General features: G+C 48.5%; 19 protein-coding genes. 16 read left to right on the forward strand and 3 right to left on the reverse strand.

Annotated elements, in window-relative coordinates; all coding sequences use genetic code 11:
- Window positions 1-35 precede the first annotated feature (35 nt).
- The 9 genes from N530_RS0100580 to kynA all read left to right on the forward strand — a co-directional run bounded on the left by N530_RS0100580 (window position 36) and on the right by kynA (window position 10,596).
- The gene (locus N530_RS0100580; protein WP_026479095.1) at window positions 36-1,553 is read left to right on the forward strand and encodes a sugar ABC transporter ATP-binding protein; all 1,518 of its coding nucleotides are present in this window, start codon (window positions 36-38) and stop codon (window positions 1,551-1,553) included.
- Complete coding sequence (locus tag N530_RS0100585; RefSeq protein ID WP_026479096.1) at window positions 1,553-2,563, forward strand: ABC transporter permease; 1,011 nt, start codon at window positions 1,553-1,555, stop codon at window positions 2,561-2,563. Before N530_RS0100580 ends, N530_RS0100585 begins: the two co-directional genes overlap by 1 nt.
- An 87-nt stretch (window positions 2,564-2,650) precedes the next feature.
- Entirely contained in the window at window positions 2,651-3,604 is a 954-nt protein-coding gene (locus N530_RS0100590; protein ID WP_026479097.1) for a substrate-binding domain-containing protein, read from the forward strand.
- 60 nt (window positions 3,605-3,664) lie between these two features.
- A complete protein-coding gene (locus N530_RS0100595; protein WP_026479098.1) occupies window positions 3,665-4,723 on the forward strand; it encodes a sugar phosphate isomerase/epimerase in 1,059 nt (352 codons plus the stop codon).
- Window positions 4,724-4,725: 2 nt separating this feature from the next.
- The gene (locus N530_RS0100600) at window positions 4,726-5,889 is read left to right on the forward strand and encodes a Gfo/Idh/MocA family protein (RefSeq protein ID WP_026479099.1); all 1,164 of its coding nucleotides are present in this window, start codon (window positions 4,726-4,728) and stop codon (window positions 5,887-5,889) included.
- Between the two features lie 230 nt (window positions 5,890-6,119).
- Window positions 6,120-7,409, forward strand: a complete 1,290-nt coding sequence (locus N530_RS0100605; RefSeq protein ID WP_026479100.1) for a DUF2254 domain-containing protein — start codon at window positions 6,120-6,122, stop codon at window positions 7,407-7,409.
- A 63-nt stretch (window positions 7,410-7,472) separates the two neighbouring features.
- Window positions 7,473-8,435: a zinc transporter ZntB gene (locus N530_RS0100610; protein ID WP_026479101.1), complete on the forward strand. Its 963-nt coding sequence runs from the start codon at window positions 7,473-7,475 to the stop codon at window positions 8,433-8,435.
- A 143-nt stretch (window positions 8,436-8,578) separates the two neighbouring features.
- Window positions 8,579-9,757: a kynureninase gene (kynU, locus tag N530_RS0100615; RefSeq protein ID WP_026479102.1), complete on the forward strand. Its 1,179-nt coding sequence runs from the start codon at window positions 8,579-8,581 to the stop codon at window positions 9,755-9,757.
- Entirely contained in the window at window positions 9,754-10,596 is an 843-nt protein-coding gene (gene kynA, locus N530_RS0100620; RefSeq protein ID WP_018689015.1) for a tryptophan 2,3-dioxygenase, read from the forward strand. The genes kynU and kynA overlap by 4 nt, the downstream gene beginning before the upstream one ends.
- Before the next feature lie 5 nt (window positions 10,597-10,601).
- Here kynA and pcaF read toward each other — a convergent pair whose 3' ends face one another.
- From pcaF to N530_RS0100635, 3 genes are read right to left on the reverse strand one after another with little or no spacing between them, the layout of a single operon-like run.
- Complete coding sequence (pcaF, locus tag N530_RS0100625) at window positions 10,602-11,798, reverse strand: 3-oxoadipyl-CoA thiolase (protein WP_026479103.1); 1,197 nt, start codon at window positions 11,796-11,798, stop codon at window positions 10,602-10,604.
- 41 nt (window positions 11,799-11,839) lie between these two features.
- The gene (locus N530_RS0100630; RefSeq protein WP_026479104.1) at window positions 11,840-13,804 is read right to left on the reverse strand and encodes a 3-hydroxyacyl-CoA dehydrogenase NAD-binding domain-containing protein; all 1,965 of its coding nucleotides are present in this window, start codon (window positions 13,802-13,804) and stop codon (window positions 11,840-11,842) included.
- 8 nt (window positions 13,805-13,812) lie between these two features.
- Window positions 13,813-15,051 (reverse strand): acyl-CoA dehydrogenase, encoded by a 1,239-nt coding sequence (locus tag N530_RS0100635; RefSeq protein ID WP_051540674.1) that lies wholly within the window; start codon window positions 15,049-15,051, stop codon window positions 13,813-13,815.
- Between the two features lie 155 nt (window positions 15,052-15,206).
- On the opposite strand from N530_RS0100635, the gene N530_RS0100640 reads away from it, so the two are divergent.
- From N530_RS0100640 to N530_RS0100670, 7 genes are read left to right on the forward strand one after another with little or no spacing between them, the layout of a single operon-like run.
- Window positions 15,207-17,504 carry a bifunctional salicylyl-CoA 5-hydroxylase/oxidoreductase gene (locus N530_RS0100640; protein WP_026479106.1) on the forward strand — a complete coding sequence of 766 codons (2,298 nt, stop codon included), beginning with the start codon at window positions 15,207-15,209 and terminating at the stop codon, window positions 17,502-17,504.
- The gene (locus N530_RS0100645) at window positions 17,501-18,256 is read left to right on the forward strand and encodes an SDR family NAD(P)-dependent oxidoreductase (RefSeq protein ID WP_026479107.1); all 756 of its coding nucleotides are present in this window, start codon (window positions 17,501-17,503) and stop codon (window positions 18,254-18,256) included. Before N530_RS0100640 ends, N530_RS0100645 begins: the two co-directional genes overlap by 4 nt.
- Window positions 18,253-18,738 carry a MarR family winged helix-turn-helix transcriptional regulator gene (locus N530_RS0100650; protein ID WP_155851886.1) on the forward strand — a complete coding sequence of 162 codons (486 nt, stop codon included), beginning with the start codon at window positions 18,253-18,255 and terminating at the stop codon, window positions 18,736-18,738. Before N530_RS0100645 ends, N530_RS0100650 begins: the two co-directional genes overlap by 4 nt.
- Window positions 18,735-19,544 (forward strand): enoyl-CoA hydratase family protein, encoded by an 810-nt coding sequence (locus tag N530_RS0100655; RefSeq protein WP_026479109.1) that lies wholly within the window; start codon window positions 18,735-18,737, stop codon window positions 19,542-19,544. Before N530_RS0100650 ends, N530_RS0100655 begins: the two co-directional genes overlap by 4 nt.
- Window positions 19,544-20,713 carry an acyl-CoA dehydrogenase family protein gene (locus N530_RS0100660; protein WP_026479110.1) on the forward strand — a complete coding sequence of 390 codons (1,170 nt, stop codon included), beginning with the start codon at window positions 19,544-19,546 and terminating at the stop codon, window positions 20,711-20,713. Before N530_RS0100655 ends, N530_RS0100660 begins: the two co-directional genes overlap by 1 nt.
- Window positions 20,713-22,335 (forward strand): AMP-binding protein, encoded by a 1,623-nt coding sequence (locus tag N530_RS0100665; RefSeq protein ID WP_026479111.1) that lies wholly within the window; start codon window positions 20,713-20,715, stop codon window positions 22,333-22,335. The genes N530_RS0100660 and N530_RS0100665 overlap by 1 nt, the downstream gene beginning before the upstream one ends.
- 24 nt (window positions 22,336-22,359) lie before the next feature.
- Window positions 22,360-22,596 carry an Lrp/AsnC ligand binding domain-containing protein gene (locus N530_RS0100670; protein ID WP_018689005.1) on the forward strand — a complete coding sequence of 79 codons (237 nt, stop codon included), beginning with the start codon at window positions 22,360-22,362 and terminating at the stop codon, window positions 22,594-22,596.
- Window positions 22,597-22,618: the final 22 nt, after the last annotated feature.

A 22,618-nucleotide genomic window follows, 5' to 3' on the forward strand; every position in this document is an offset into this window, starting at 1 on the left:
GCTAGCGAACGCTGACACCTTTGGGAGGAGGGGCTATGGAATACAGCGCAAATGCGCCTAAGTGTGTTTTGGCGGCCAATAGGATCAGTAAATCCTTCGGCGCAGTTCCCGTACTTTTTAGCGTTAGTTTTGATATATGCGAAGGTGAAGTTCACGCCCTGATCGGTGAGAATGGCGCTGGAAAATCAACGCTTATGAAGATTTTGGCCGGCTTCGAGCCGCCAACCTCTGGCAGTATTTTATTGGATGGTGCGCAGACCGATCTTCCGCCTAATGGCGAAGCAGAAGATTTAGGCATCGTTCTCATTCACCAAGAACTCAACCTTGCAGAACAGATGACTGTAGAGGAAAATATTTTCCTCGGCCGTGAGCTAACATCACGCGGATTTTTAGATCGCTTGACGATGCGCCGTCAGGTTGAAGTGCTGCTAGAGCAAGTTGGATTGGATATCGCGCCGACTGCGCGGATTTCTGATTTGTCTATTGCGCAAAAGCAAATGGTCGAAATCACGAAGGCGATGAACCGTAATGCGCGCATCCTTATTATGGATGAGCCAACCGCTGTTCTAACGCCGTCTGAAACCGAACTCTTTTTCCAGCAGGTTAAGCAGCTGAAAAAGCGCGGCGTTGGTATTGTCTTTGTCTCGCATAAGCTTGCCGAGGTGAAAGAGATTTCTGACCGCGTCACGATTATGCGCGATGGCCAATGGATAGGAACCAAGCCCACATCGACGCTGTCTTTAGACGACATGGCTCAAATGATGGTTGGGCGTGAATTGTCCGATTTGTACCCGCCAATGGATGAGGTGGATGTGGATGCGCCTGTCATTTTGTCAGCAGAAAATCTGAGCGCTGGTAAAGTCAAAAATGTCAGCTTCGATTTACGCAAGGGCGAGATACTTGGGTTCTCCGGCCTTGTTGGTTCGGGTCGTACTGAATTGTTTGAGGCGATTTGCGGCCTTCTTCCTGTTGATTCAGGTGTTGTTCGGTTCAACAACGAAGTCGTCAATTATAAATCCGTTTCACAGGCACGTAATGCTGGCCTTTCCTATTTGACCAAAGACCGAAAAGGTAAAGGGCTTTTGCTGGCGCAGAAAATGGCGCCCAATATGAGCCTGTTTTCGCTTCCTAAGTTCATCAAAAATATGATGATCGATCAGAAGGCAGAAGAAAAAGCACTTGCGCGTGGCATTCGCCGTTTTGATATTCGAACACGTGACGCAGATATAAGTGTGGGCGACTTGTCTGGCGGTAATCAGCAAAAGCTTTTGCTTGCCAAAATGATGGAAACTGACCCGCGCGTTATCATCGTGGATGAGCCGACGCGCGGTATTGATGTTGGCACGAAACAGCAGATTTATCACTTCATTGCAGCGCTTGCCGCAGAAGGTGTGTCGGTCGTCGTGATCTCGTCGGAGATGCCTGAAATCATCGGCATTTGCCATCGCGTATTCGTCATGCGGGAAGGACGAATAATGGGCGTTCTGTCTGGCAATGAAATTAATGAAAATGAAATTATGCGCTATGCAGCCGGCCTTAAGGAGGCAAGTTGATGTCCGATACTGAAGTCATAAATAAGCAAAGCAAAAGGGCATTCCGGCTTGACTTAAAAGCGATGGGTCCAGCGCTGGCACTGTTGATATTGTGCATTGTTGGCTACTCGCTCAATTCAGCCTTTTTGAGCGAAGGCAATATTACAAACTTGCTTACGCGTTCGGCTTTCATTGGCATTATTGCGGTGGGCGCAACATTTGTTATCACGGCAGGCGGCATTGACCTTTCTGTTGGGTCCATGGCAGCCGTTATTTCCGGCGTCATGATCATCATCATGAATAATCTAATCGGCACATTTGGCGCTGGCGTAACGACGATTTTAATCGGTTGCGGATGTAGCCTTATTTTGGGCGTTGGGGCTGGCTGGATTAACGGCGTACTGACGACAAAAGGTAAAATTGAGGCGTTTATCGTGACGCTGGGAACAATGGGTATTTACCGCTCGCTTGTTACTTACTTTGCGGACGGGGGAACCTTGTCGCTAAACTTTGATCTGCGCGGCATATACCGTCCTGTCTATTATGATAGTTTCGCAGGACTGCCGATCCCTGTTTGGGTTTTCATAGGCGTAGCTGTTGCTGGCTGGGTAATTCTAAACCGCACAGCCTTTGGGCGCTATTGTACGGCGATTGGGTCAAATGAGAGCGTTGCGAAATATTCAGCGGTTAATGTCGATCGCATCAAAACAACAACCTATGTCATTCAGGGGTTTTGCGTTGCACTTGCGACAATAATTTATGTGCCACGCCTTGGTTCGGCCTCTGCCTCAACGGGTGTTTTGTGGGAGCTGGAAGCAATCGCGGCGGTGATTATCGGCGGTACAGTCCTTAAAGGCGGCTATGGCCGTATTGGCGGCACCATTTTAGGTGCGCTTATTCTAACGACCATCGGCAACATTTTAAATTTTACAGATGTGATCTCCAACTACCTAAACGGTACGATGCAGGGCCTGATCATCATTACGGCAGTTTGGCTTCAGCGCGCAGACTGGAGCAAAAAGAAGGTTTGAGATTTTAAAAATTGCTTTGAGCGGGGCAATCCCCGTTCATCAATAGAGTGTGTTTCGTATTAATTTTGAACTTATGAGGAGGAAACTATGTTCAAAAAATCAATAATGGCTCTGGCCTTGGGTACCGCTGTGGTGCTTTCAGGATCAGCAATTGCTCAAGATAAAATCACGATAGGTGTATCTTATCCAACGCCAACACATGCATGGGCATCCGGCATGAACTGGCATGCAGAACAGGCTGAAAAGCGCCTAGAAGCGCTTTATCCCGATATCGATCTTGTGCTTGTGAATTCGCCAGATCCAGCAGCACAGGCGAGCGCATTAGAAGATATGGTTTCAGTCAACAAGATAGACGCGCTCGTTGTTTTGCCATTTGAATCCGACCCGCTTACGGATCCGGTTATCAATGTTAAAAATTCAGGCGCATTTATCACCGTTGTTGACCGTGGCCTGAGCAAAGAAGGCATCGAAGATATCTACGTTGCCGGCAACAATCCTGAACTTGGCCGCGTATCTGCGCAGTACATGAAAGGTCGTTTGGAATCAGGCGATAATATCGTGATCCTTCGCGGTATTCCGACAACAATCGACAATGAGCGTTATGATGCGTTCATGGCTGAAATTGAAGGCTCTGGCATTAATGTGCTTGACCAGAAATATGCAAACTGGAACCGTGATGATGGTTTCGAAGTCATGCAGGATTTCCTAAGCCGCTTCCCAGATATTGATGCTGTTTGGGCACAGGATGATGATATCGCTATTGGAGTTGTGGCTGCTCTTAAACAAGCTGGACGTGATGGCGATGGTATGTTCGTTGTCGGCGGTGCCGGCATGAAAGAAACAATCAAAGGCATCATGGATGGCAGCGAATTGCAGCCAATCGACGTGCTTTATCCACCAGCGATGTTGGCAACAGCAATGGATTTAACCGTTGCATCTTTCAAGTCTAATGGACCGGTTGCTGGCCGTTATATTCTTGGTGCCACACTCATCAACAAAGATAACGCTGAGCAGTTTTACTTCCCCGACTCACCGTTCTAAAATTAATGCTGCGGGGGCGCTGATGAACTGCGCCCCCGCATTTCACTCTTGGAGGATTTTATGAAAACGATCAAAGGCCCTGCGCTTTTCCTTGCTCAATTCGCTGGCGATGAAGCCCCGTTTAATTCTTGGGATGCTATAACAAAATGGGCCGCTGATTGCGGCTATAAGGGTGTGCAGGTTCCAAGCTGGGACGCGCGTTTGTTCGATTTGGATAAAGCGTCACAATCACGCGATTATTGCGATGAGTTTAAGGGTAAGGCGAAAGAAAACGGCATTGAAGTGACAGAACTGTCAACGCATCTGCAGGGCCAACTTGTCGCCGTTCATCCCGCCTATGACGCCGCATTTGATGGTTTTGCCGCGCCGCAAGTGCAAGGCAACCCAAAAGCACGTCAAGAATGGGCCGTTGATCAGGTCATGAAAGCCTTGTCTGCATCAAAGAACATGGACATTGCGCAACATGCGACCTTCTCTGGTGCGCTGGCTTGGCCTTATATTTATCCTTGGCCGCAGCGCCCTGCCGGATTGGTGGAAACCGCATTTGACGAACTGGCTAAGCGTTGGCGCCCTATCCTTGATCATGCCGATTCTTGCGGGGTTGATGTTTGCTATGAAATTCATCCGGGCGAAGATTTGCATGACGGTGTGACATTCGAGATGTTTTTAGAACGTGTGGGTAATCATGCACGTTGCAACATGCTCTATGATCCGTCGCACTTTGTTTTGCAGTGTTTGGATTATATCGATCACATCGACATCTACAAAGATCGCATCAAAATGTTCCATGTAAAGGATGCCGAATTTAATCCTACAGGCCGCCAAGGTGTGTATGGCGGATTTCAAAATTGGGTAGATCGCGCTGGTCGCTTTAGAAGTCTTGGCGATGGCCAGGTTGATTTCGGCGCAATTTTCTCAAAAATGGCAGCCAATGATTTTGACGGCTGGGCCGTGGTTGAATGGGAATGCTGTTTGAAACATCCTGAAGACGGGGCGCGTGAAGGTGCGCAATTCGTGAGCGATCATATCATTCGCGTTACCGAACGTGCATTTGACGATTTTGCTGATGGTGGGACGGACGAAGCCGCAAACCGCGCAATGCTCGGACTGGGGAACTAATTATGGCGATCCAAGGTCGAGACGAAAAGCATGAAGGCCCAATTCGTTTGGGAATGGTTGGCGGCGGCAATGATGCATTCATTGGCGGCGTTCACCGTATCGCTTCACGCATTGATGATAAGTATCGGCTTGTTGCTGGCGCTTTGTCATCAACACCTCAAAAAGCTCAAGCATCTGGGGTAGCATTAGGCCTTGCGCCTGACCGTATTTATGATGACTTTAAGCAGATGGCTATTCGCGAAGCGCGTTTAAAAGATGGCATTGAAGCGGTGGCAATCGTTACGCCGAACCATGTGCACTATGCGGCGGCACGCGAGTTTTTAAAGCGCGGTATTCACGTCATTTGCGATAAGCCGCTGACATCCAATGTCGCTGATGCCGTGAAAATGGTAAAAGCGGCAGAAGCTTCAGATGCGTTGTTTATTTTAACGCACAATTATACCGGATATCCGATGACGCGTCAGGCGCGTGAGATGGTTCAAAGCGGCCTGCTTGGCAAAATAAGGGTTGTTCAAGTTGAGTATGCGCAGGATTGGCTGGCAGAGCATCAAGACGTTAAACAGGCAGAATGGCGAACAGATCCAAGCCGTTCCGGTGCTGGTGGCTCAACGGGCGATATAGGAACGCATGCGTTTAATCTTGCCGCCTTTGTTTCAGGGCTTGAACTTGAAAGCCTGTCTGCTGATTTGCAAGCCTTTGTTGATGGTCGTCCGGTTGATGATAACGCACATGTGATGTTGCGCTACAAGGGCGGTGCGCGCGGGATGCTTTGGTGTAGCCAAGTAGCACCAGGAAACGAGAACAATTTACGCCTTCGCATCTATGGTGAAAAAGGCGGCCTAGAATGGGCGCAAGAAGACCCGAACTATCTTTGGTACACGCCATTTGGTGAACCAAAGCGCTTGATTACGCGCAATGGTGCAGGCGCTGGCGAAGCTGCAGGGCGCGTAAGCCGCGTGCCGGCCGGTCATCCAGAAGGTTATCTGGAAGGGTTTGCGAACATCTATAGCGATGCTGCAGAGGCGATTATTGCCAAGCGCAACGGTACTGCGTGCCCTGAAGGCGTGATATATCCAACGGTTGATGATGGGCTTTTGGGTGTTCGTTTTGTGGATGCCTGTGTCAGATCTTCCAGCCGTGATAGTAAATGGGTTGGCCTGACTTAAGTGTAAAAACAATATAAATTATCCGGCTATTTAGCATGCCGCTAGCCGGATAAATTTATTTTAATCTGCAGCATCCAACTGTAGCTATTTAGATATACTTGGCAATATTCGACGTTAATGTGACTAAATTGAATTGACACTCTCGCCTTTAGTAATGAATGCCCTATTCTTATTATTGGTGACGACTTGTCACATTCGATTTTGTTAAACATACACATTAGTTGAGAACCATGCGCTACATTCCGCCAGCAATAAAACAACGTCTCCAATCAATCCGGGGATTGGTCACCGTACCCGGCGGTATCGTATTGGTTTTGTGGATGTTTGCTGCATTATCTGTGCTGATAGACAGCTGGTTACGTACAGACATCTATTTAACAAAAACAAATGTATTCGCCGTTGATTATAACACAGCGCTTTCAGTTCTTGGTACGATTGCCGCTGGTGCAATCACAACCTTAAGCCTTGTTTATTCACTCATGCTTGTGGTTTTCACATTGGCTGCTGGCAACATCGCGCCGCGGCTTTTGCAGCGGTTTACCCGTGATAGCGTAAGTCAAGTAACCGCTGGTCTGCTCGGCGGCACATTCATGTTCTCATTGTCAGTCTTGCATCAAACAAGGCCTGATTTTGTGCCTGGTTTTTCAATTGCCGTTGCATTTGCCTTAAGTGCTATCTCGGTTCTCCAGCTTATTTACTTCGTTCATGAAGTGTCGCGCAGCGTTACGATTGATGAAGAAATAGCGGAAATATCCGTTGGTTTAGAAGAGCGGCTAAGCAAGCTGATTAATTTGGAGGCTGACCAAACCGCATCAGAAGAGGCGGAACTGCCTGCGCTTAATTATGAAATATTTGCACATAAATCCGGTTATCTAACAAATATGAACGAAGATGCGCTGCTATCGATGGCCGTTGAGCGCGACTTGAAATTTAAGATCATTGAAAAGCCAGGGGATTTTGTTCTGAAAGGACAAAAGATAGCGTGCTGTAATTTTGACGGCACCACTTCCGAGTTGGATGAAGATGCGTTTAGCGAGATCTTCTTGAATACGTTGACGATCGCCGAATCCAGAGGGTCGGCACATGATGATGTCGAGTATGCCATCAATATGCTGATAGAAATTGCATTACGCGCACTTTCGCCGGGCGTAAATGATACATTTACAGCGATTGCCTGCGTGGACCAGATGAGTGCAGCCTTTAATGGCATGGTCAGATCGCAACTTCGCAATAATGAACTTATTGATGAAGATGGCACCTTGCGCGTGGTGATTAACGGTTATGAAGCAGAAGATATATTCAACACTGCCTTTAGTTCAATCCGCCGTACTTGTCGGGATAATTTCTTGATGGCCCAAAATTTAGGGGATGCCATTCTTAGATTGCATAATGCAGCAACCAACGAGCACAAAGTGCTGCTTGAAAACCAATTAAAACTCTTACGACAAGAATGCGAATTAGCCTCATGGCTGCAAGAGGACCATGACTTTATTGCTAAGCGATACACTCTTTCTCAATAGTCAATTCCAGACTTGTTCAGACTTCAACACTTCAACACTTCAACACTGCGACACAATCCTGTGATGAAAAAACATATACTCAAGCCGCTTGCTGCATTCGATATTCTGCCAGATTCAGTAAGGCCAATTACGGATGATTGGCCGACTGTCAGTACGAATGTTGGTTATCGTTGGCTTCATTTGAAACGAAGCGAGCCAAGTGCTGAGGCGTGGATAAAAAGCAACCTTCCAACAATTGCTGGTAGAACTTTGCTGCAAGCTGAAACGCGCCCACGTTGTGACCGGCTTGATGATGGATTGTTGCTCAATCTGAGAGCTGTAAATCTGAATCCCAAATCAGCACCAGAAGATATGGTGTCACTGCGAATGTGGGTGACCAAGGATGGAATTATCTCTACGCGCGGCCGCAAAGTTTATGCCGCTGATGCGTTAAAAGAGGCGGCCCTCGCAGGTAATGCGCCGCCAACAGTTGGCGCTTTTATTGCCGACCTGATCCACAACCTGACCGACAGAATTGAAAAGATTTCAATTGAGCTAGAGGATCGAACCGACGATCTTGAAGAGCATATGCTTGAAGGGGCAAAGGTGGATACAGCAGAACTTGCCGATTTAAGGCAAGGGGTCTTGAGAATGCGCCGCTTTATAAACCCGCAGCGAGAAGCGCTAAGCAATCTGGCAACCATTAAAGATTGGATATTCTCCAAGGGAGAAATTGCAAGTTTGCGTGAGAGTAGCAATAGAACGCGCCGAATTATTGAGGAGCTGGATGCAGCCAAAGAGCGGCTTGCTTCTGTGCAAGATAAACTCGATGCGGATCATGCAAATGCCATTGGGCGTAACAGCTATTTGCTTTCTATTATTGCCGCTATTTTTCTCCCCTTAACTTTTTTTACCGGACTATTCGGCGTCAATGTAGGCGGCATGCCGGGGTTAGATTCGCCGTCAGCATTTTGGGTTTTAACGGCCACATCCATCATTGGCGGGATCGTGCTTTATCTGGTTTTCAAACTAGCAAAATGGCTGTGAGGATAAAGTCAGCCGCGAGACGATCATCGTTCTCAAAATACGCTCTTTGATCTCGATTTTAGTGCAGTAAATGCTTGGCTATATGGGTAAAACTGATATGACAAAATGAACGTTATGCAGAAAAAAATAAACGGGAGAGCATTTTGAAAAAAGACCAATTTTATTTGCCGGAAGGGGTCATCTATCTTGATGGAAACTCTTTAGGCCCAATGCCAAAGGCAGCATCATCACGCGTGAACAAAACAGTCGAAGATGAGTGGGGCGAAATGCTCATCAAGGGTTGGAATGACGCAGGCTGGATGAAGCAGCCAAGTATTCTTGGTGATAAAATTGGAAAGCTTTTGGGATGCGCGGCAGGATCAACTGTCCTCGGCGATACCCTGTCTGTCAAAGTATATCAGGCATTGGCCGCAGCACTGGCAATGCGCCCTGATCGCAAAATTGTGCTTTCTGACAGCGGTAATTTCCCAAGCGATCTTTATATCGCCGATGGGTTGTTGCGAACATTGAAAAGCGGACTTGAATTGCGTGTGGTCGCACCCGAAGATGTATATGATAACATCACCGAAGATGTTGCCGTTGTCATGTTGACGCAAGTCGATTACCGCACCGGACGCATGCATGATATGAATGCACTGACGAAAGCAACGCATGATGTTGGTGCCGTCTCGATTTGGGATTTGGCACATTCAGCCGGTGCCGTGCCTGTCGATATGGCCGCAAGCAATGCCGAGTTTGCAGTCGGTTGTACCTATAAATATTTAAATGGCGGCCCCGGTGCTCCGGCCTTTATTTACATCCGCCCCGACATTGCAGACAGTGTCGAGCCATCTTTGGCTGGTTGGCTTGGTCACGCGCAACCCTTCGCATTTGACTTAGATTACCGACCAGCTCCAGGCATCGAACGTATGCGTGTGGGTACGCCGCCGATTTTACAATTGGCTGCATTGGAAACGGCACTCGCTATTTGGGATGGTGTTTCGATGGATGATGTGCGTGCAAAATCAATCGCATTATCTGAATTGTTCATTGAAGGAGTTGAGGCTACTTGTCCGCAGCTCAAGCTTATAAGCCCACGCGATTCTAGTCAGCGCGGCTCTCAAATATCCTTCGCATTTGAGCATGGTTATCCAGCTATGCAGGCTTTGATCGCGGCAGGTGTGATCGGTGATTTTCGCGCGCCAGACACTATGCGTTTCGGGTTCACGCCGCTTTATCTCGATGAGAATGATGTAAAGCGCGCTGTCGAAATTCTAGCGGACATCATGAAAAACGATACATGGAAACAACCTCGTTTTCAAAAGAAGGGTGATGTCACATGAGCGATCAAAAACCATATGACCCATCCGCTGAAGGCGCTCAGATGGATTTCGACGGGCGCATGTCCTATGCCGATTATCTCGGTTTAGATACGCTGTTTGCTGCGCAAAAACCTTTGACGCAAACACATGATGAGTTGCTTTTCATTATTCAGCATCAAACGTCTGAACTTTGGATGCATCTCATCCTTCATGAACTCGTTACGGCACGCCAAGCGATCATTGATGATGAGTTTTCGATGGCGTTTAAAATGCTGTCACGGGTCTCAAAGATATTTGAACAGCTCAACAATGCTTGGGATGTTCTTCGCACAATGACGCCGAGCGAATATACAGCATTTCGTGATGATCTTGGTCAGTCTTCCGGCTTTCAATCTTGGCAATATCGTATGATTGAATATTCGGTTGGTAACCGAAATGCGGCCATGTTGAGCCCCCATAAGCACAAGAGCGAAACGATTGCGAAGCTTAAAGCAGAGCTCAGCGTGCCAAGTCTTTATGATGAAGCAATATCGGCGTTAGCGCGTCATGGTTTTGATATTTCTAAAGCTTGTTTGACACGCGATACATCCCAAACACATGTCTTTGATGAGACGGTTCAGGAAGCGTGGAAGGTTGTTTATCAATCACCCAAAACGCATTGGGAGTTTTATGAACTTGCCGAAAAGCTGGTTGATCTTGAAGATTACTTCCGGCGCTGGCGGTTCAACCATGTAACCACTGTGGAACGTGTGATCGGTTTTAAACGTGGAACCGGCGGTACAGGCGGCGTTAGTTACCTCAAGCGGATGCTTGAAGTGGAGCTCTTTCCAGAGCTATGGCGCGTAAGAACAATTTTGTAATGACGCTATGGGCGCTCAAGTATCATTGCGATACCTTGCCCGACACCAATACACATTGTGCAAAGGGCATAGCGTCCCTTTGTGCGTCGCAATTGATACGCAGCAGCCATAACCAAACGGGCACCCGACATACCAAGCGGGTGTCCAAGTGCAATTGCACCGCCGTTCGGATTTACATGTGGTGCATCATCAGGCAGCCCTAATTCTCTTAAACACGCAAGACCTTGGCTCGCAAATGCTTCATTGATTTCGATGACGTCCATTTGATCAATCGTCAGGCCAGTTAGTTCAAGCACTTTACGCGTTGCAGGCACTGGCCCAATACCCATGATACGGGGCGCTACACCAGCGACGGCTGTTGCCACGATGCGCGCGAGCGGTTCAAAATCCTGCGCAATCAATTCATTGGCAATCAGCAAGGCAGCAGCACCGTCATTGACGCCGGAAGCATTGCCCGCAGTAACTGATTTTTCTGCGCCGTTGATGCCTTTGAGTTTTGCTAATTTTGCCGCGTCTGTATCCGCGCGTGGATGCTCATCCTTGTCGAAGACAATAGGCTCGCCTTTGCGCTGCGCGATGGAAACCGCAATGATCTCATCTGCAAAATTACCAGCTTGCAGGGCAGCTTGATAACGTTGCTGGCTACGCGCTGCAAAAGCATCTTGGTCTTGCCGGTTAATCCCATATTCTTCAGCAACATTGTCTGCGGTTTCAGGCATTGAATCGATGCCATGCTCAGCTTGAATTTTTGGATTTACAAAACGCCAGCCAATGGTCGTATCGTATGTTTCACTCGAACGGGAAAATGCACTGGTTGCTTTTGGCGTGACAAAAGGTGCACGGCTCATGCTTTCCACGCCGCCTGCAATTGCCAATCGATAGTCGCCGGATTTTATCGCGCGCGCAGCCATAGCGACGGCATCAATGCCTGAGCCGCAAAGTCTGTTTATCGTCGTGCCCGGTGCTTCAACGGGAAGACCACCGAGGAGGGCGGCCATACGTGCGACATTACGATTGTCTTCGCCTGCTTGATTGGCATCACCCAAAATAACATCATCAATCTTTGACCAATCCATATTGGGATTGCGATCAATGAGTGCGCGAATTGGCAGGGCAGCCAAATCATCGGTGCGGATGGATGAAAGCATGCCGCCATAACGACCAATTGGTGTGCGTACAGCATCAAGAATATAAGCAGACATTCAGCAATCCTTACGTCGAGTTGTGCAATCTATAACGGACATTAAGCGCTAGACTTGGATTGATACATCGGGCCGCCGCGCCATTTGGGAAATCCGTATCCATTGACCATAACGACATCAATTGCTTCAGGCGACGCAGCAATGTTTTCACTTAAAAGTGCAGCGCCTTCATCGGCCATAACCGCTAGAAGACCATCCATGATTTCAACTTCGGTCATGGATGTGCGTGCAATTTTTTTACGCTTTGATTCAGCGATAACCAGTGCATCAATGTCAGGGTCATGTATCGGTGTTTTGCCGTCTTCATAAATGTAGAAGCCAGCGCCATTCTTGCGGCCTAAACGGTCCATACGGTAAATTTTGTCAGCAATATCGACATAGCGCTCATTCGGATCACGCGTAGCATCTTTGCGGCGGCGCATGGCATAGCCAATATCAAGGCCAGCTAAATCCTGCATTTCAAACAGGCCCATCGCAAATCCATAAGACTTCATCGCGGCATCAATTTGATGAGGCAAAGCGCCGTCCTCAAGCATATATTCAGCAGCACGGCGATAAGCTGACATGATGCGGTTGCCAATAAATCCATCGCAAACACCGGCAGGCACAGCGAGTTTTCGCAGTTTTTTCGCAAGTGCCATGCTGGTTGCGAAAACATCATCGCTCACATGATCTGTATGGATAACTTCAACCAGCTTCATAATATGAGCAGGTGAAAAGAAGTGCAGTCCGATGACACGTTCTGGGTGGGCGGTAGCAGCAGCTAGCGCGTTCATATCCAGATAGGAAGTGTTGCTCGCCAATATGGCCTCAGGCTTTACGACGGCATCTAATTTGGCAAAGACGTCCTTCTTAACATTCATGTCTTCAAAAACGGCTTCGATGACAAAGTCCGCATCCGCAATATCCATGTAATCCGTGCTGCTAGAAAGATTGCCTGTCAGCGCATCATATCGCGCTTGATCGATCAGCCCGCGTTTCATGCTCACGTGCAAAATTGCAACGATGCGCTCGACACCTTTTTCAAGCGATGCTGTGTCGCGCTCGATGAGCGTTACATTTAAATTAGCCAGTAAACATGAAGCTGCAATACCTGCGCCCATTGTGCCGCCGCCAATTATGCCGATGGTGGAAATTGGTTTTGTTATCGCGTTTTTTATCGATGGTATTTTTGAGACAGAACGTTCTGCAAAGAAAATATAGCGAAGGGCATCTGACTGCTCGTCAGCTTTTAATTTAAGAAAATTTTCCCGCTCAAGCGATAGGCCGGATTGCGCGTCTAACGCTTGAATAGCTAGCAAGGTTTCAGCTGCAATTTTCGGTGAAAGCTGCCCGCGTGATTTGGCAGCTAGCGCTTTTGATTTTGCACTGATCTCATCATCCGCCAGTGGTTCTTTGATAGGCTTGGCTGATAGCGCAAGCGGCCTTGGAAGATCAATAATCGTTTTCGCAAAGGCTACGGCATCACGCAGAAGATCTGTGTTAGAAACCGCATCAATCAAGCCCGTTGATTTAGCTGTGGCGGCTGTGACAGGCTTTCCCGATGTGATCATCGCAAATGCATCCGCCATAGGGATGAGCCGTGGCAGGCGCACGGTGCCGCCGGCACCTGGAATAAGTCCCAGATTAACTTCGGGTAGGCCAAGCATCGTGCCCATTTGCGCAATTCTGTAATGGCATCCAAGCGCCACTTCTAGGCCGCCACCAAGGGCGTTGCCGTGAATTGCTGCGACCCAAGGTTTTTGTGCGGCTTCAAGCGCTGTAACGACATCAGGAAGAAGCGGAGGAACCGCAGGCTTGCCAAATTCCTTGATATCCGCACCCGCCATAAAGGTGCTGCCATTACAAATAAGAATAACAGCACGGATATTGGCATCTGCATCAGTTTCCTGAATAGCAGAAACGATACCAGCGCGAACACTCTGTGAAAGAGCGTTAACCGGCGGGTTGTCGATACGAACGATGGCTATCGTGCCATCGATATCTATGTGAACCGGATTACTCAACACAGCGCCTATTGAAACGCTTGAAGGCCGGTCTGCCCACGTCCCAAAATTAGGGCGTGAATATCATGTGTACCCTCATAGGTGTTCACCGCTTCAAGGTTCATCACATGACGCATAACTGGATACTCATCGCTAATACCGTTGCCACCGTGCATATCGCGTGCAGCGCGTGCAATATCGAGCGCTTTTCCGCAATTGTTACGCTTCATCAAACTGATCAGTTCAGCTGACGCAGAGTGGTCATCAAGCATCCTGCCCAAGCGCAAGCTGCCCTGTAGCCCAAGCGAGATTTCAGTTTGCATGTCCGCCAATTTCTTCTGAATGAGCTGGTTTGCCGCAAGCGGTTTGCCAAATTGTTTGCGGTCCATCGTATATTGACGAGCAGCGTGCCAGCATGCTTCTGCAGCCCCCATCGCTCCCCATGAAATGCCGTAGCGTGCACGGTTAAGACAGCCAAATGGCCCCGCGAGACCTGAAACATTTGGCAATAGGTTTTCTTCCGGTACAAACACCTCATCCATCTGGATCATGCCGGTAATTGAAGCGCGTAATGAAAACTTACCTTCGATCTTTGGTGCGACGAGGCCCTTCATTCCTTTTTCAAGAATGAAGCCTTTGATCTTACCGTCATGGGCGTCAGATTTCCCCCATACAACAAAGACATCAGCGATAGGTGAGTTGGTAATCCAGTTCTTTGCACCAGAGAGCAAATAGCCGCCATCAACTTGCTTGGCGCGGGTCAGCATGCCGCCGGGGTCAGAACCGTGGTCAGGCTCGGTCAGGCCAAAGCATCCGACAAATTCACCTGATGCGAGCTTTGGTAGAAACTTATTGCGCTGCTCATCGGTGCCGTAAGCAAAGATCGGGTGCATCACCAAGGATGACTGGACGGACATTGCTGAACGGTAGCCACTATCAACACGTTCAACCTCGCGGGCAACCAAGCCATAGGAGACATAGTTTGCGCCAACGCCGCCAAATTCTTCTGGAATAGTTGCGCCGAGCAAACCAAGCTCGCCCATTTCGCTCATGATCTCGCGGTGGAAGATTTCATTGCGATTGGCCTCAATGACACGTGAAAGCAGTTTGCTCTGGCAATAATTTTCCGCTGTGTCGCGGATCATACGCTCTTCATCGGTCAACTGATTTTCAAGCAAAAATGGATCTTGCCAAGTCAGTGATGCAGGCTTGGCGCGTGCGCTTTCCGGTGTGGCTACTTCGTGTTCTTCCGAGTTGGTTTGCAACATGTTGAGTTCCTCGCACTGTTCTGGTGTGCATCATGGATGCGGATTTATTATATTTCAAGTAAAAATATTTTAAGCTTGAAATATAATAAATCTGTGTCTACGCTTTCAATTATTGGGAGCCTGCTCCCTGAAATGTCAACGTATCGGGAGACATTATGCGTATTGCATGCTTGGGAGGTGGACCGGCTGGTCTTTATTTTGCAATTTCTGCGAAGTTGCGTATGCCTGACGCTGAGGTCGTTGTTTTTGAACGTAATAAAGCAGACGATACTTTTGGCTGGGGCGTTGTCCTGTCCGATGAAACGCTCGGCAATTTGCATGCCAATGACCCTAAAAGCGCAGCGACGATTAAAGAACATTTTGCCTATTGGGATGATGTTGCACTGGTTCATCAGGGGCGTAAAACAGTATCTTCTGGTCACGGCTTCTGCGGCATAGGGCGCAAGCGCCTTCTTCTTATCTTGCATGAACGTGCAGCTGAACTTGGTATTGACCTGCGCTTTGAAACAGAAGTTGAGAGCGCCTCTAAATACGCCGATGAATTCGATGTTGTGGTCGCCTGCGATGGCTTGAACTCTAAAACCCGCAATGAATTTGCAGACGTTTTTGAACCTGATGTCGATACGCTGCAATGTCAGTTCGTTTGGCTAGGCACACACCAAAAATTTGATGATGCTTTCACATTCATTTTCGAGGACACGGATAAGGGCTGGGTTTGGGCGCACGCTTATCAATTTGATGATAAAACAGCGACATTCATCGTTGAGTGCAGTCAAGAAACCTATGATGCTTATGGATTCGCAAAGCTGAGCCAGCAGGAAAGCATCGCCATTTGCGAGAAAATCTTCGCAGACCATCTCGGTGGCCATTCGTTGATGACCAATGCCAACCATATTCGTGGTTCGGCGTGGATACGCTTTCCGCGTGTCATGTGCGAAAAATGGAGCCATAAAAATATGGTTCTATTGGGCGATGCTGCCGCAACAGCTCATTTTTCCATCGGGTCAGGCACCAAGCTTGCGCTAGAAAGTGCGATCAGTTTAGCAAAGCACGTAACGTCAGATGTGCCGCTTGAAACAGCCTTTGAGCGCTACGAAGAAGATCGTCGCTTGGAAGTTCTGCGCTTGCAATCAGCTGCCCGAAATTCCGTCAATTGGTTTGAGGATGTCGAGCGGTATCTGCATCTTGATCCTGTCCAATTGAACTATTCTTTGCTGACACGCTCACAGCGTATCAGTCATGAAAACTTGCGTGCACGCGATCCAAAATGGTTAAGCTCGGCAGAAAAGTGGTTTCAAGAGCAATCGGGCGTAGATGCGAATGCGCCTGTTCGTGCGCCCATGTTTACACCATTCAAGCTTCGCCAAATGCATCTTAAAAACCGCATCGTTGTATCGCCAATGGCGCAGTACAAAGCTGTTGATGGTGCGCCAACAGATTGGCATCTGATCCACTACGGCGAACGAGCCAAGGGCGGTGCAGGGCTGGTTTATACGGAAATGACATGTGTTTCAGCTGAAGGACGCATCACGCCGGGATGCCCTGGTCTTTATGCGCCTGAACATGAGGCCGCATGGAGACGCCTAACGGATTTCATCCACGCAGAAACAGATGCAAAAGCGTGTTGTCAGATCGGACATTCAGGCCGCAAAGGTTCAACCAATCTTGGTTGGGAAGGCATGGATTTGCCTCTTAAACAGGGCAATTGGCCACTACTTTCAGCATCGCCTATTGCTTGGTCTAGTAAAAATGCCACGCCGCAAGAAATGTCGCGTACGCAAATGGACGAAGTACGCGATCAATTTGTTGCAGCCGTTCAAATGGCGGATCGCGCTGGTTTCGATATGATCGAACTCCATGCAGCGCACGGCTATTTAATATCTTCCTTTATCTCGCCGCTCTCCAATATTCGCAGTGACGAATATGGCGGTTCGCTGGAAAACCGGATGCGCTATCCGCTGGAAGTTTTCAATGCAATGCGTGCTGCATGGCCTGAAAATAAACCGATGTCTGTGCGTATATCGGCCACGGATTGGGCGGGCGATGATGGCGTTACGCCAGAAGAGTCCGTAGAAATTGCAAAGCTTTTCCACGCCGCTGGCGCCGATATTATTGATGTATCGGCAGGTCAAACGTCGACTGAAGGCCAGCCTGTTTATGGTCGCATGTTTCAAACGCCGTTCTCTGATCGTATCCGCAATGATGCAGGCATCGCGACAATGGCTGTCGGCAATATTTTTGAGGCCGATCATGTCAATTCGATATTGATGGCTGGACGTGCGGATTTGGTATGTCTTGCGCGGCCGCATTTAAACGATCCATATTGGACGTTGCATGAAGCAACGAAACTTGGCGACCGTCACGAGGCTTGGCCAAAACCTTACGAAGCAGGCCGCGATCAGGCTTGGCGCTTGGCCGATAAACAGGCGCAAATGTCGGAGGATCAATCGTGACCAATCCGTCTAAACATGTTGTTGTGACTGGCGGTGGAACCGGCGTTGGTGCCGCGATTGCAGAGGCGTTTGCAGAGGCAGGTTTTAAGGTCAGCATAATAGGGCGGCGCGAAGAACCTCTTCAGCAAATCAGCGCTAAAACAGGTGCAGCCTATGCGGTTGGCGATGTGACGGATCGCGCTTCTATTGACTATGCTTTGGATAAACTTCGTGCGCAAAATGGCCCGATCACAATTGCGATTGCCAATGCAGGGGCTGCGTTAAGTAAACCTTTCGCAGCGATGTCACAGGCTGACATGTCAAGCATGCTCGATATCAATGTCACGGGTGTTTTTAATGTTTGGCAAGCTTGCTTTGCAGATATGCGTGATGAAAAATGGGGCCGTATGTTGGCCGTTGCGTCAACAGCAAGCTTGAAGGGCTATCCCTACGTTTCAGGTTACTGCGCAGCAAAACATGGCGTTTTAGGTTTAACGCGGGCCGTGTCGCTGGAAATGGCGAAAAACAACATAACGGTCAATGCTGTTTGTCCGGGCTTTGTTGAAACCCCAATGTTGGAGGCTTCAATTGAAAACATCGTTGAAAAAACGGGCATGTCTGCGCAGGCAGCACAAGACAGCCTTAAGGCTGGAAATCCAATGAAACGGTTTATTCAGCCAAGTGAAGTTGCCGATACCTTGTTGTGGCTCGCAAGCACTGGCGCTGCGTCTGTTAATGGGCAGGCGATTTCAATTAATGGCGGTGAGATATGAGCATGTCTTCAGCAGAAACGGCATACGCAATGTCGACAAAAACCAAACTTCGCCTTTGGTTGCGCCTGCTTAAAGTAACCCGAAGCGTCGAAAACGATATACGTGAGAAACTGCGTGTTGAATTTGATTCAACATTGCCGCGCTTTGATGTTTTAGCCGCGCTTTATCAGTTCCCAAAAGGTTTACGTATGAGTGAACTGTCCGGCCTTCTAAAGGTTTCCAATGGTAACGTGACGGGCATTGTCGATAGGCTTGTAAAAGATGGCCTCATCATAAGAACACCAGTCCCTGGCGACCGCCGTGCATTGCGCGTGAGGCTCACAAAGCGCGGCGAAGAAGAATTTGCACTTCAAGCCGCAGCACATGAGCAATGGATAGATGATCTCCTATCCGACGTGTCCATGAAAGAAGCTGAGAATATGATCAGTTCCTTCGACAGAATTTTGGTTGAAATGCACGGTACTAAAAGCGAGGAAGCATGACAGATTGCAAAACAGATGTGGTGCACTTTAATTGCCGTGTTGAAAACCGGATTGCACATATTTCACTCAACCGGCCCGAGCGCAAAAACCCGCTGACATTTGAAAGCTATGCAGAAATGCGGGATTGGTTCCGCGACCTTCATTACGCTGAAAATGTTGATGCTGTTATCATTGCGCCAAATGGCGGCAATTTTTCATCAGGCGGCGATGTCCATGAAATCATTGGGCCGCTGACTAAGATGAGCATGAAAGAGCTTTTGCAGTTCACACGAATGACAGGCGATCTTGTTAAAGCCATCATTAATTGCGGCAAGCCCGTCATATCGGCTGTCGATGGTATTTGCGTGGGCGCAGGTGCAATCATAGCGATGGCGTCGGATCTTCGTATTGCGACACCAGAGGCTAAGACCGCATTCCTGTTTGCCCGTGTGGGGCTTGCTGGATGCGATATGGGCGCATGCGCTATTCTGCCGCGCATTATCGGGCAAGGCCGCGCTGCTGAGCTGTTTTATACAGGTCGCTCAATGAGTGCCGATGAGGGTGAGCGCTGGGGTTTTTATAACAAGCTGACGAGTGCCGATACGCTAGAAGCTGAGGCACTTTCATTAGCGGAACGTATCATAGAAGGCCCAAACTTCGCACACATGATGACTAAAACTATGCTCCAGCAAGAATGGTCAATGTCTATAGACCAAGCCATTGAAGCTGAAGCGCAAGCGCAAGCGCTGTGCATGCAAACTGGGGATTTCAAACGAGCCTTTGAAGCATTTGCGAATAAGCAAAAACCAGTATTTGAGGGTAACTAATGGCAGACCGTAGCTTTCTTGATTGGCCATTTTTTGAAGACAAACACAGAGCTTTGTCGGCTGATTTAGAAGCTTGGGCAAGTAAGCATATTGATGCCATTGACCACACGGATACCGATGCTGCATGCCGCCAATTAGTCGGCGCATTAGGCGAGGCCGGTTGGGCAAATTATAGTGGTGTTGATCCATTAGATGAGAACGCAAAACTGGATGTGCGAAGCCTTTGTTTAATCCGTGAGACTTTGGCGCGGTATGATGGATTGGCCGATTTTGCATTCGCGATGCAGGGCTTGGGAACTGGCGCAATCTCGCTGTTTGGCAACAAGTCACAAAAAGAAAAATGGTTGCCCTTAACGCGGTGCGGTAAAGCAATTGCCGCTTTTGCGCTAACCGAGCCGCAATCAGGTTCCGATGTTGCAAATTCGGCAATGACCGCAACACCTGATGGTGATGATTATGTGTTGAACGGCGAAAAAACATGGATATCAAATGGCGGCATTGCTGACATTTATACTGTGTTTGCACGCACGGGCGATGCGCTCGGCGCAAAGGGGCTCTCGGCATTTATTGTGCCAGCAGAAACATTAGGGCTGAACATTGCAGAGCGGTTGGAAACAATTGCACCGCATCCTTTAGCGACATTGAAATTTGATGATTGCCGTATTCCAAAATCATCATTGCTTGGAAAATCAGGCGACGGTTTTAAGATCGCTATGTCTGTGCTTGATGTTTTCAGACCGACCGTTGCAGCAGCAGCGCTTGGCTTTGCGCGGCGTGCTTTAGATGAAGCTTTGGGCCGTGCGCAGTCGCGTGAAATTCAAGGGCAAAAATTATTCGATATGCAATTGGTGCAAGGCCATTTGGCCGATATGGCGCTCAATGTCGATGCGAGTGCCCTGCTGATCTATCGCGCCGCTTGGGCAAAAGATAGCGGCGCATCGCGCATCACGCGTGAGGCCGCTATGGCAAAATTATTCTCAACAGAACAAGCGCAAAAGATCATCGATCAAGCGGTGCAAATTCATGGCGGTGACGGTGTTAAATCCGGTCAAAAAGTCGAGCAGCTTTATCGAGAAATTCGCGCTTTGAGAATTTATGAAGGGGCGTCAGATGTGCAAAAAATCATCATCGCCCGTCAAACACTGGCACAGTTTCAGGGAGGAAACTAATGCTCGGACCTTCCAATCATATAGACAGTTTTGCGCGTGATAATCTGCCGCCACAAAATCAGTGGCCAGAATTTTTACTGAGCGGTTTTGAGTACCCTGATTATATCAATGTTGGTGTCGAACTAACAGACAAAATGGTTGAGCAGGGTTTTGGGGATAATACCGCTCTGATCGGAAATGGCCGCCGCCGCACCTATAAGGAATTGGCGGACTGGACAAACCGTATCGCGCATGTGCTGGTTGAAGACTTTGGATTGAAGGCGGGTAATCGCGTGATGATCCGCTCGGCCAATAACCCTGCAATGGTTGCGTGTTGGCTTGCTGCGACAAAGGCAGGTGCCGTTGTTATCAACACAATGCCCATGCTGCGTAGCGTCGAGCTTGAACCAATTGTCGATATGGCGCAGATCAGCCACATTTTGTGCGACACGCGGCTTATCGAAGAGGTTGCAGGCTTTGCGGCAGATAACAAACATGTAAAACATGTCATTGGCTTTGATGGCACATCAAACCATGAGGCAGAACTTGACCGACTTGCACTTGAAAAGCCGGTTAAATTTGATGCTGTGAAAACGGGCCGTGATGATGTTGCATTACTCGGCTTTACATCTGGCACGACAGGTAAGCCGAAAGCCACCATGCATTTTCACCGTGATTTGCTGATGATTGCTGATGGATATGCAAAAGAGATTTTAGGTGTTGTGCCAGATGATGTGTTTGTCGGCTCACCGCCATTGGCATTCACATTTGGTCTTGGCGGCCTTGCGATATTTCCGCTGCGTTTTGGCGCAACCGCAACGCTGCTCGAAAATGCCAGCCCGCCCAATATGATTGAGATTATTGAGAAATATAAGGCAACGGTCTGCTTCACCGCTCCAACGGCTTATCGGGCCATGTTGGCGGCGATGGCTGAGGGCGCAGATTTATCCAGTTTGCGCGCGGCTGTTTCTGCAGGCGAAACTTTGCCCGCACCTGTCTACGAGGAATGGATTGCTAAAACGGGCAAACCGATGCTTGACGGTATCGGGGCAACCGAGATGTTGCATATCTTTATATCGAACCGCTTTGACGATCATCGCCCCGCATGCACCGGTAAACCGGTCACAGGCTATGAAGCAAAAGTCGTCGATGATGAGGGTAATGAGGTAGCCGTCGGAACCGTGGGCCGCTTGGCGGTTCGGGGACCAACCGGATGTCGCTATATGGCCGATGATAGGCAGAGCAATTATGTTCAGAACGGCTGGAATATCACCGGCGATAGTTTCATGATGGATGCTGACGGATATTTGCACTTTGCCGCCCGCAATGACGATATGATTATTTCCAGCGGATACAATATTGCTGGTCCAGAAGTTGAGGCAGCATTGCTTGGGCACCCTGCGGTGCGTGAATGTGCTGTTATTGGCGTTCCGGATGAATCAAGAGGTGCGATCGTTCAAGCGCATATTGTTCTGAATGAAGGACAAAACGCAGATGATGCGCAAATCAAACACCTACAAGAGCATGTAAAACAAACAATTGCACCGTATAAGTATCCGCGATCTATTGTGTTTTGCACAGAACTGCCAAAAACTCAGACCGGAAAAATACAGCGATTTTTGCTGAAACAAACTGGTCAATAATTACCGCCTCAAGGAGACTTAAACATGCAGTGCGTATTCGTTCAAATTAGGTGCAAACCGGGGACTGGCTATGAAGTCGCCGATGAAATTGCCAAGCGCGAAATACATTCTGAACTTTATTCGACAAGCGGTGACTACGATTTATTGATGAAAATGTATCTGTCGGAGGACAAGGATATAGGCAAATTCATCAATGATCACGTGCTCGACATTAAGGGAATCGAGCGCACTTATACGACGTTAACGTTCAAAGCTTTTTAAGCGACTGAAACTGGGAGAGAGA

It is taken from the genome of Ahrensia sp. 13_GOM-1096m (assembly GCF_000620605.1).
Classification (GTDB): Bacteria; Pseudomonadota; Alphaproteobacteria; order Rhizobiales; family Rhizobiaceae; genus Ahrensia; species Ahrensia kielensis.

Bases quoted from the DNA above. Each gene is read 5' to 3' on its own strand.
- N530_RS0100580 (WP_026479095.1), top strand. From the start codon at position 36: ATGGAATACAGCGCAAATGCGCCTAAGTGTGTTTTGGCGGCCAATAGG.
- N530_RS0100585 (WP_026479096.1), top strand. From the start codon at position 1,553: ATGTCCGATACTGAAGTCATAAATAAGCAAAGCAAAAGGGCATTCCGG.
- N530_RS0100590 (WP_026479097.1), top strand. From the start codon at position 2,651: ATGTTCAAAAAATCAATAATGGCTCTGGCCTTGGGTACCGCTGTGGTG.
- N530_RS0100595 (WP_026479098.1), top strand. From the start codon at position 3,665: ATGAAAACGATCAAAGGCCCTGCGCTTTTCCTTGCTCAATTCGCTGGC.
- N530_RS0100600 (WP_026479099.1), top strand. From the start codon at position 4,726: ATGGCGATCCAAGGTCGAGACGAAAAGCATGAAGGCCCAATTCGTTTG.
- N530_RS0100605 (WP_026479100.1), top strand. From the start codon at position 6,120: ATGCGCTACATTCCGCCAGCAATAAAACAACGTCTCCAATCAATCCGG.
- N530_RS0100610 (WP_026479101.1), top strand. From the start codon at position 7,473: ATGAAAAAACATATACTCAAGCCGCTTGCTGCATTCGATATTCTGCCA.
- kynA (WP_018689015.1), top strand. From the start codon at position 9,754: ATGAGCGATCAAAAACCATATGACCCATCCGCTGAAGGCGCTCAGATG.
- pcaF (WP_026479103.1), bottom strand. From the start codon at position 11,798: ATGTCTGCTTATATTCTTGATGCTGTACGCACACCAATTGGTCGTTAT.
- N530_RS0100635 (WP_051540674.1), bottom strand. From the start codon at position 15,051: ATGTTGCAAACCAACTCGGAAGAACACGAAGTAGCCACACCGGAAAGC.
- N530_RS0100640 (WP_026479106.1), top strand. From the start codon at position 15,207: ATGCGTATTGCATGCTTGGGAGGTGGACCGGCTGGTCTTTATTTTGCA.
- N530_RS0100650 (WP_155851886.1), top strand. From the start codon at position 18,253: ATGAGCATGTCTTCAGCAGAAACGGCATACGCAATGTCGACAAAAACC.
- N530_RS0100655 (WP_026479109.1), top strand. From the start codon at position 18,735: ATGACAGATTGCAAAACAGATGTGGTGCACTTTAATTGCCGTGTTGAA.
- N530_RS0100660 (WP_026479110.1), top strand. From the start codon at position 19,544: ATGGCAGACCGTAGCTTTCTTGATTGGCCATTTTTTGAAGACAAACAC.
- N530_RS0100665 (WP_026479111.1), top strand. From the start codon at position 20,713: ATGCTCGGACCTTCCAATCATATAGACAGTTTTGCGCGTGATAATCTG.
- N530_RS0100670 (WP_018689005.1), top strand. From the start codon at position 22,360: ATGCAGTGCGTATTCGTTCAAATTAGGTGCAAACCGGGGACTGGCTAT.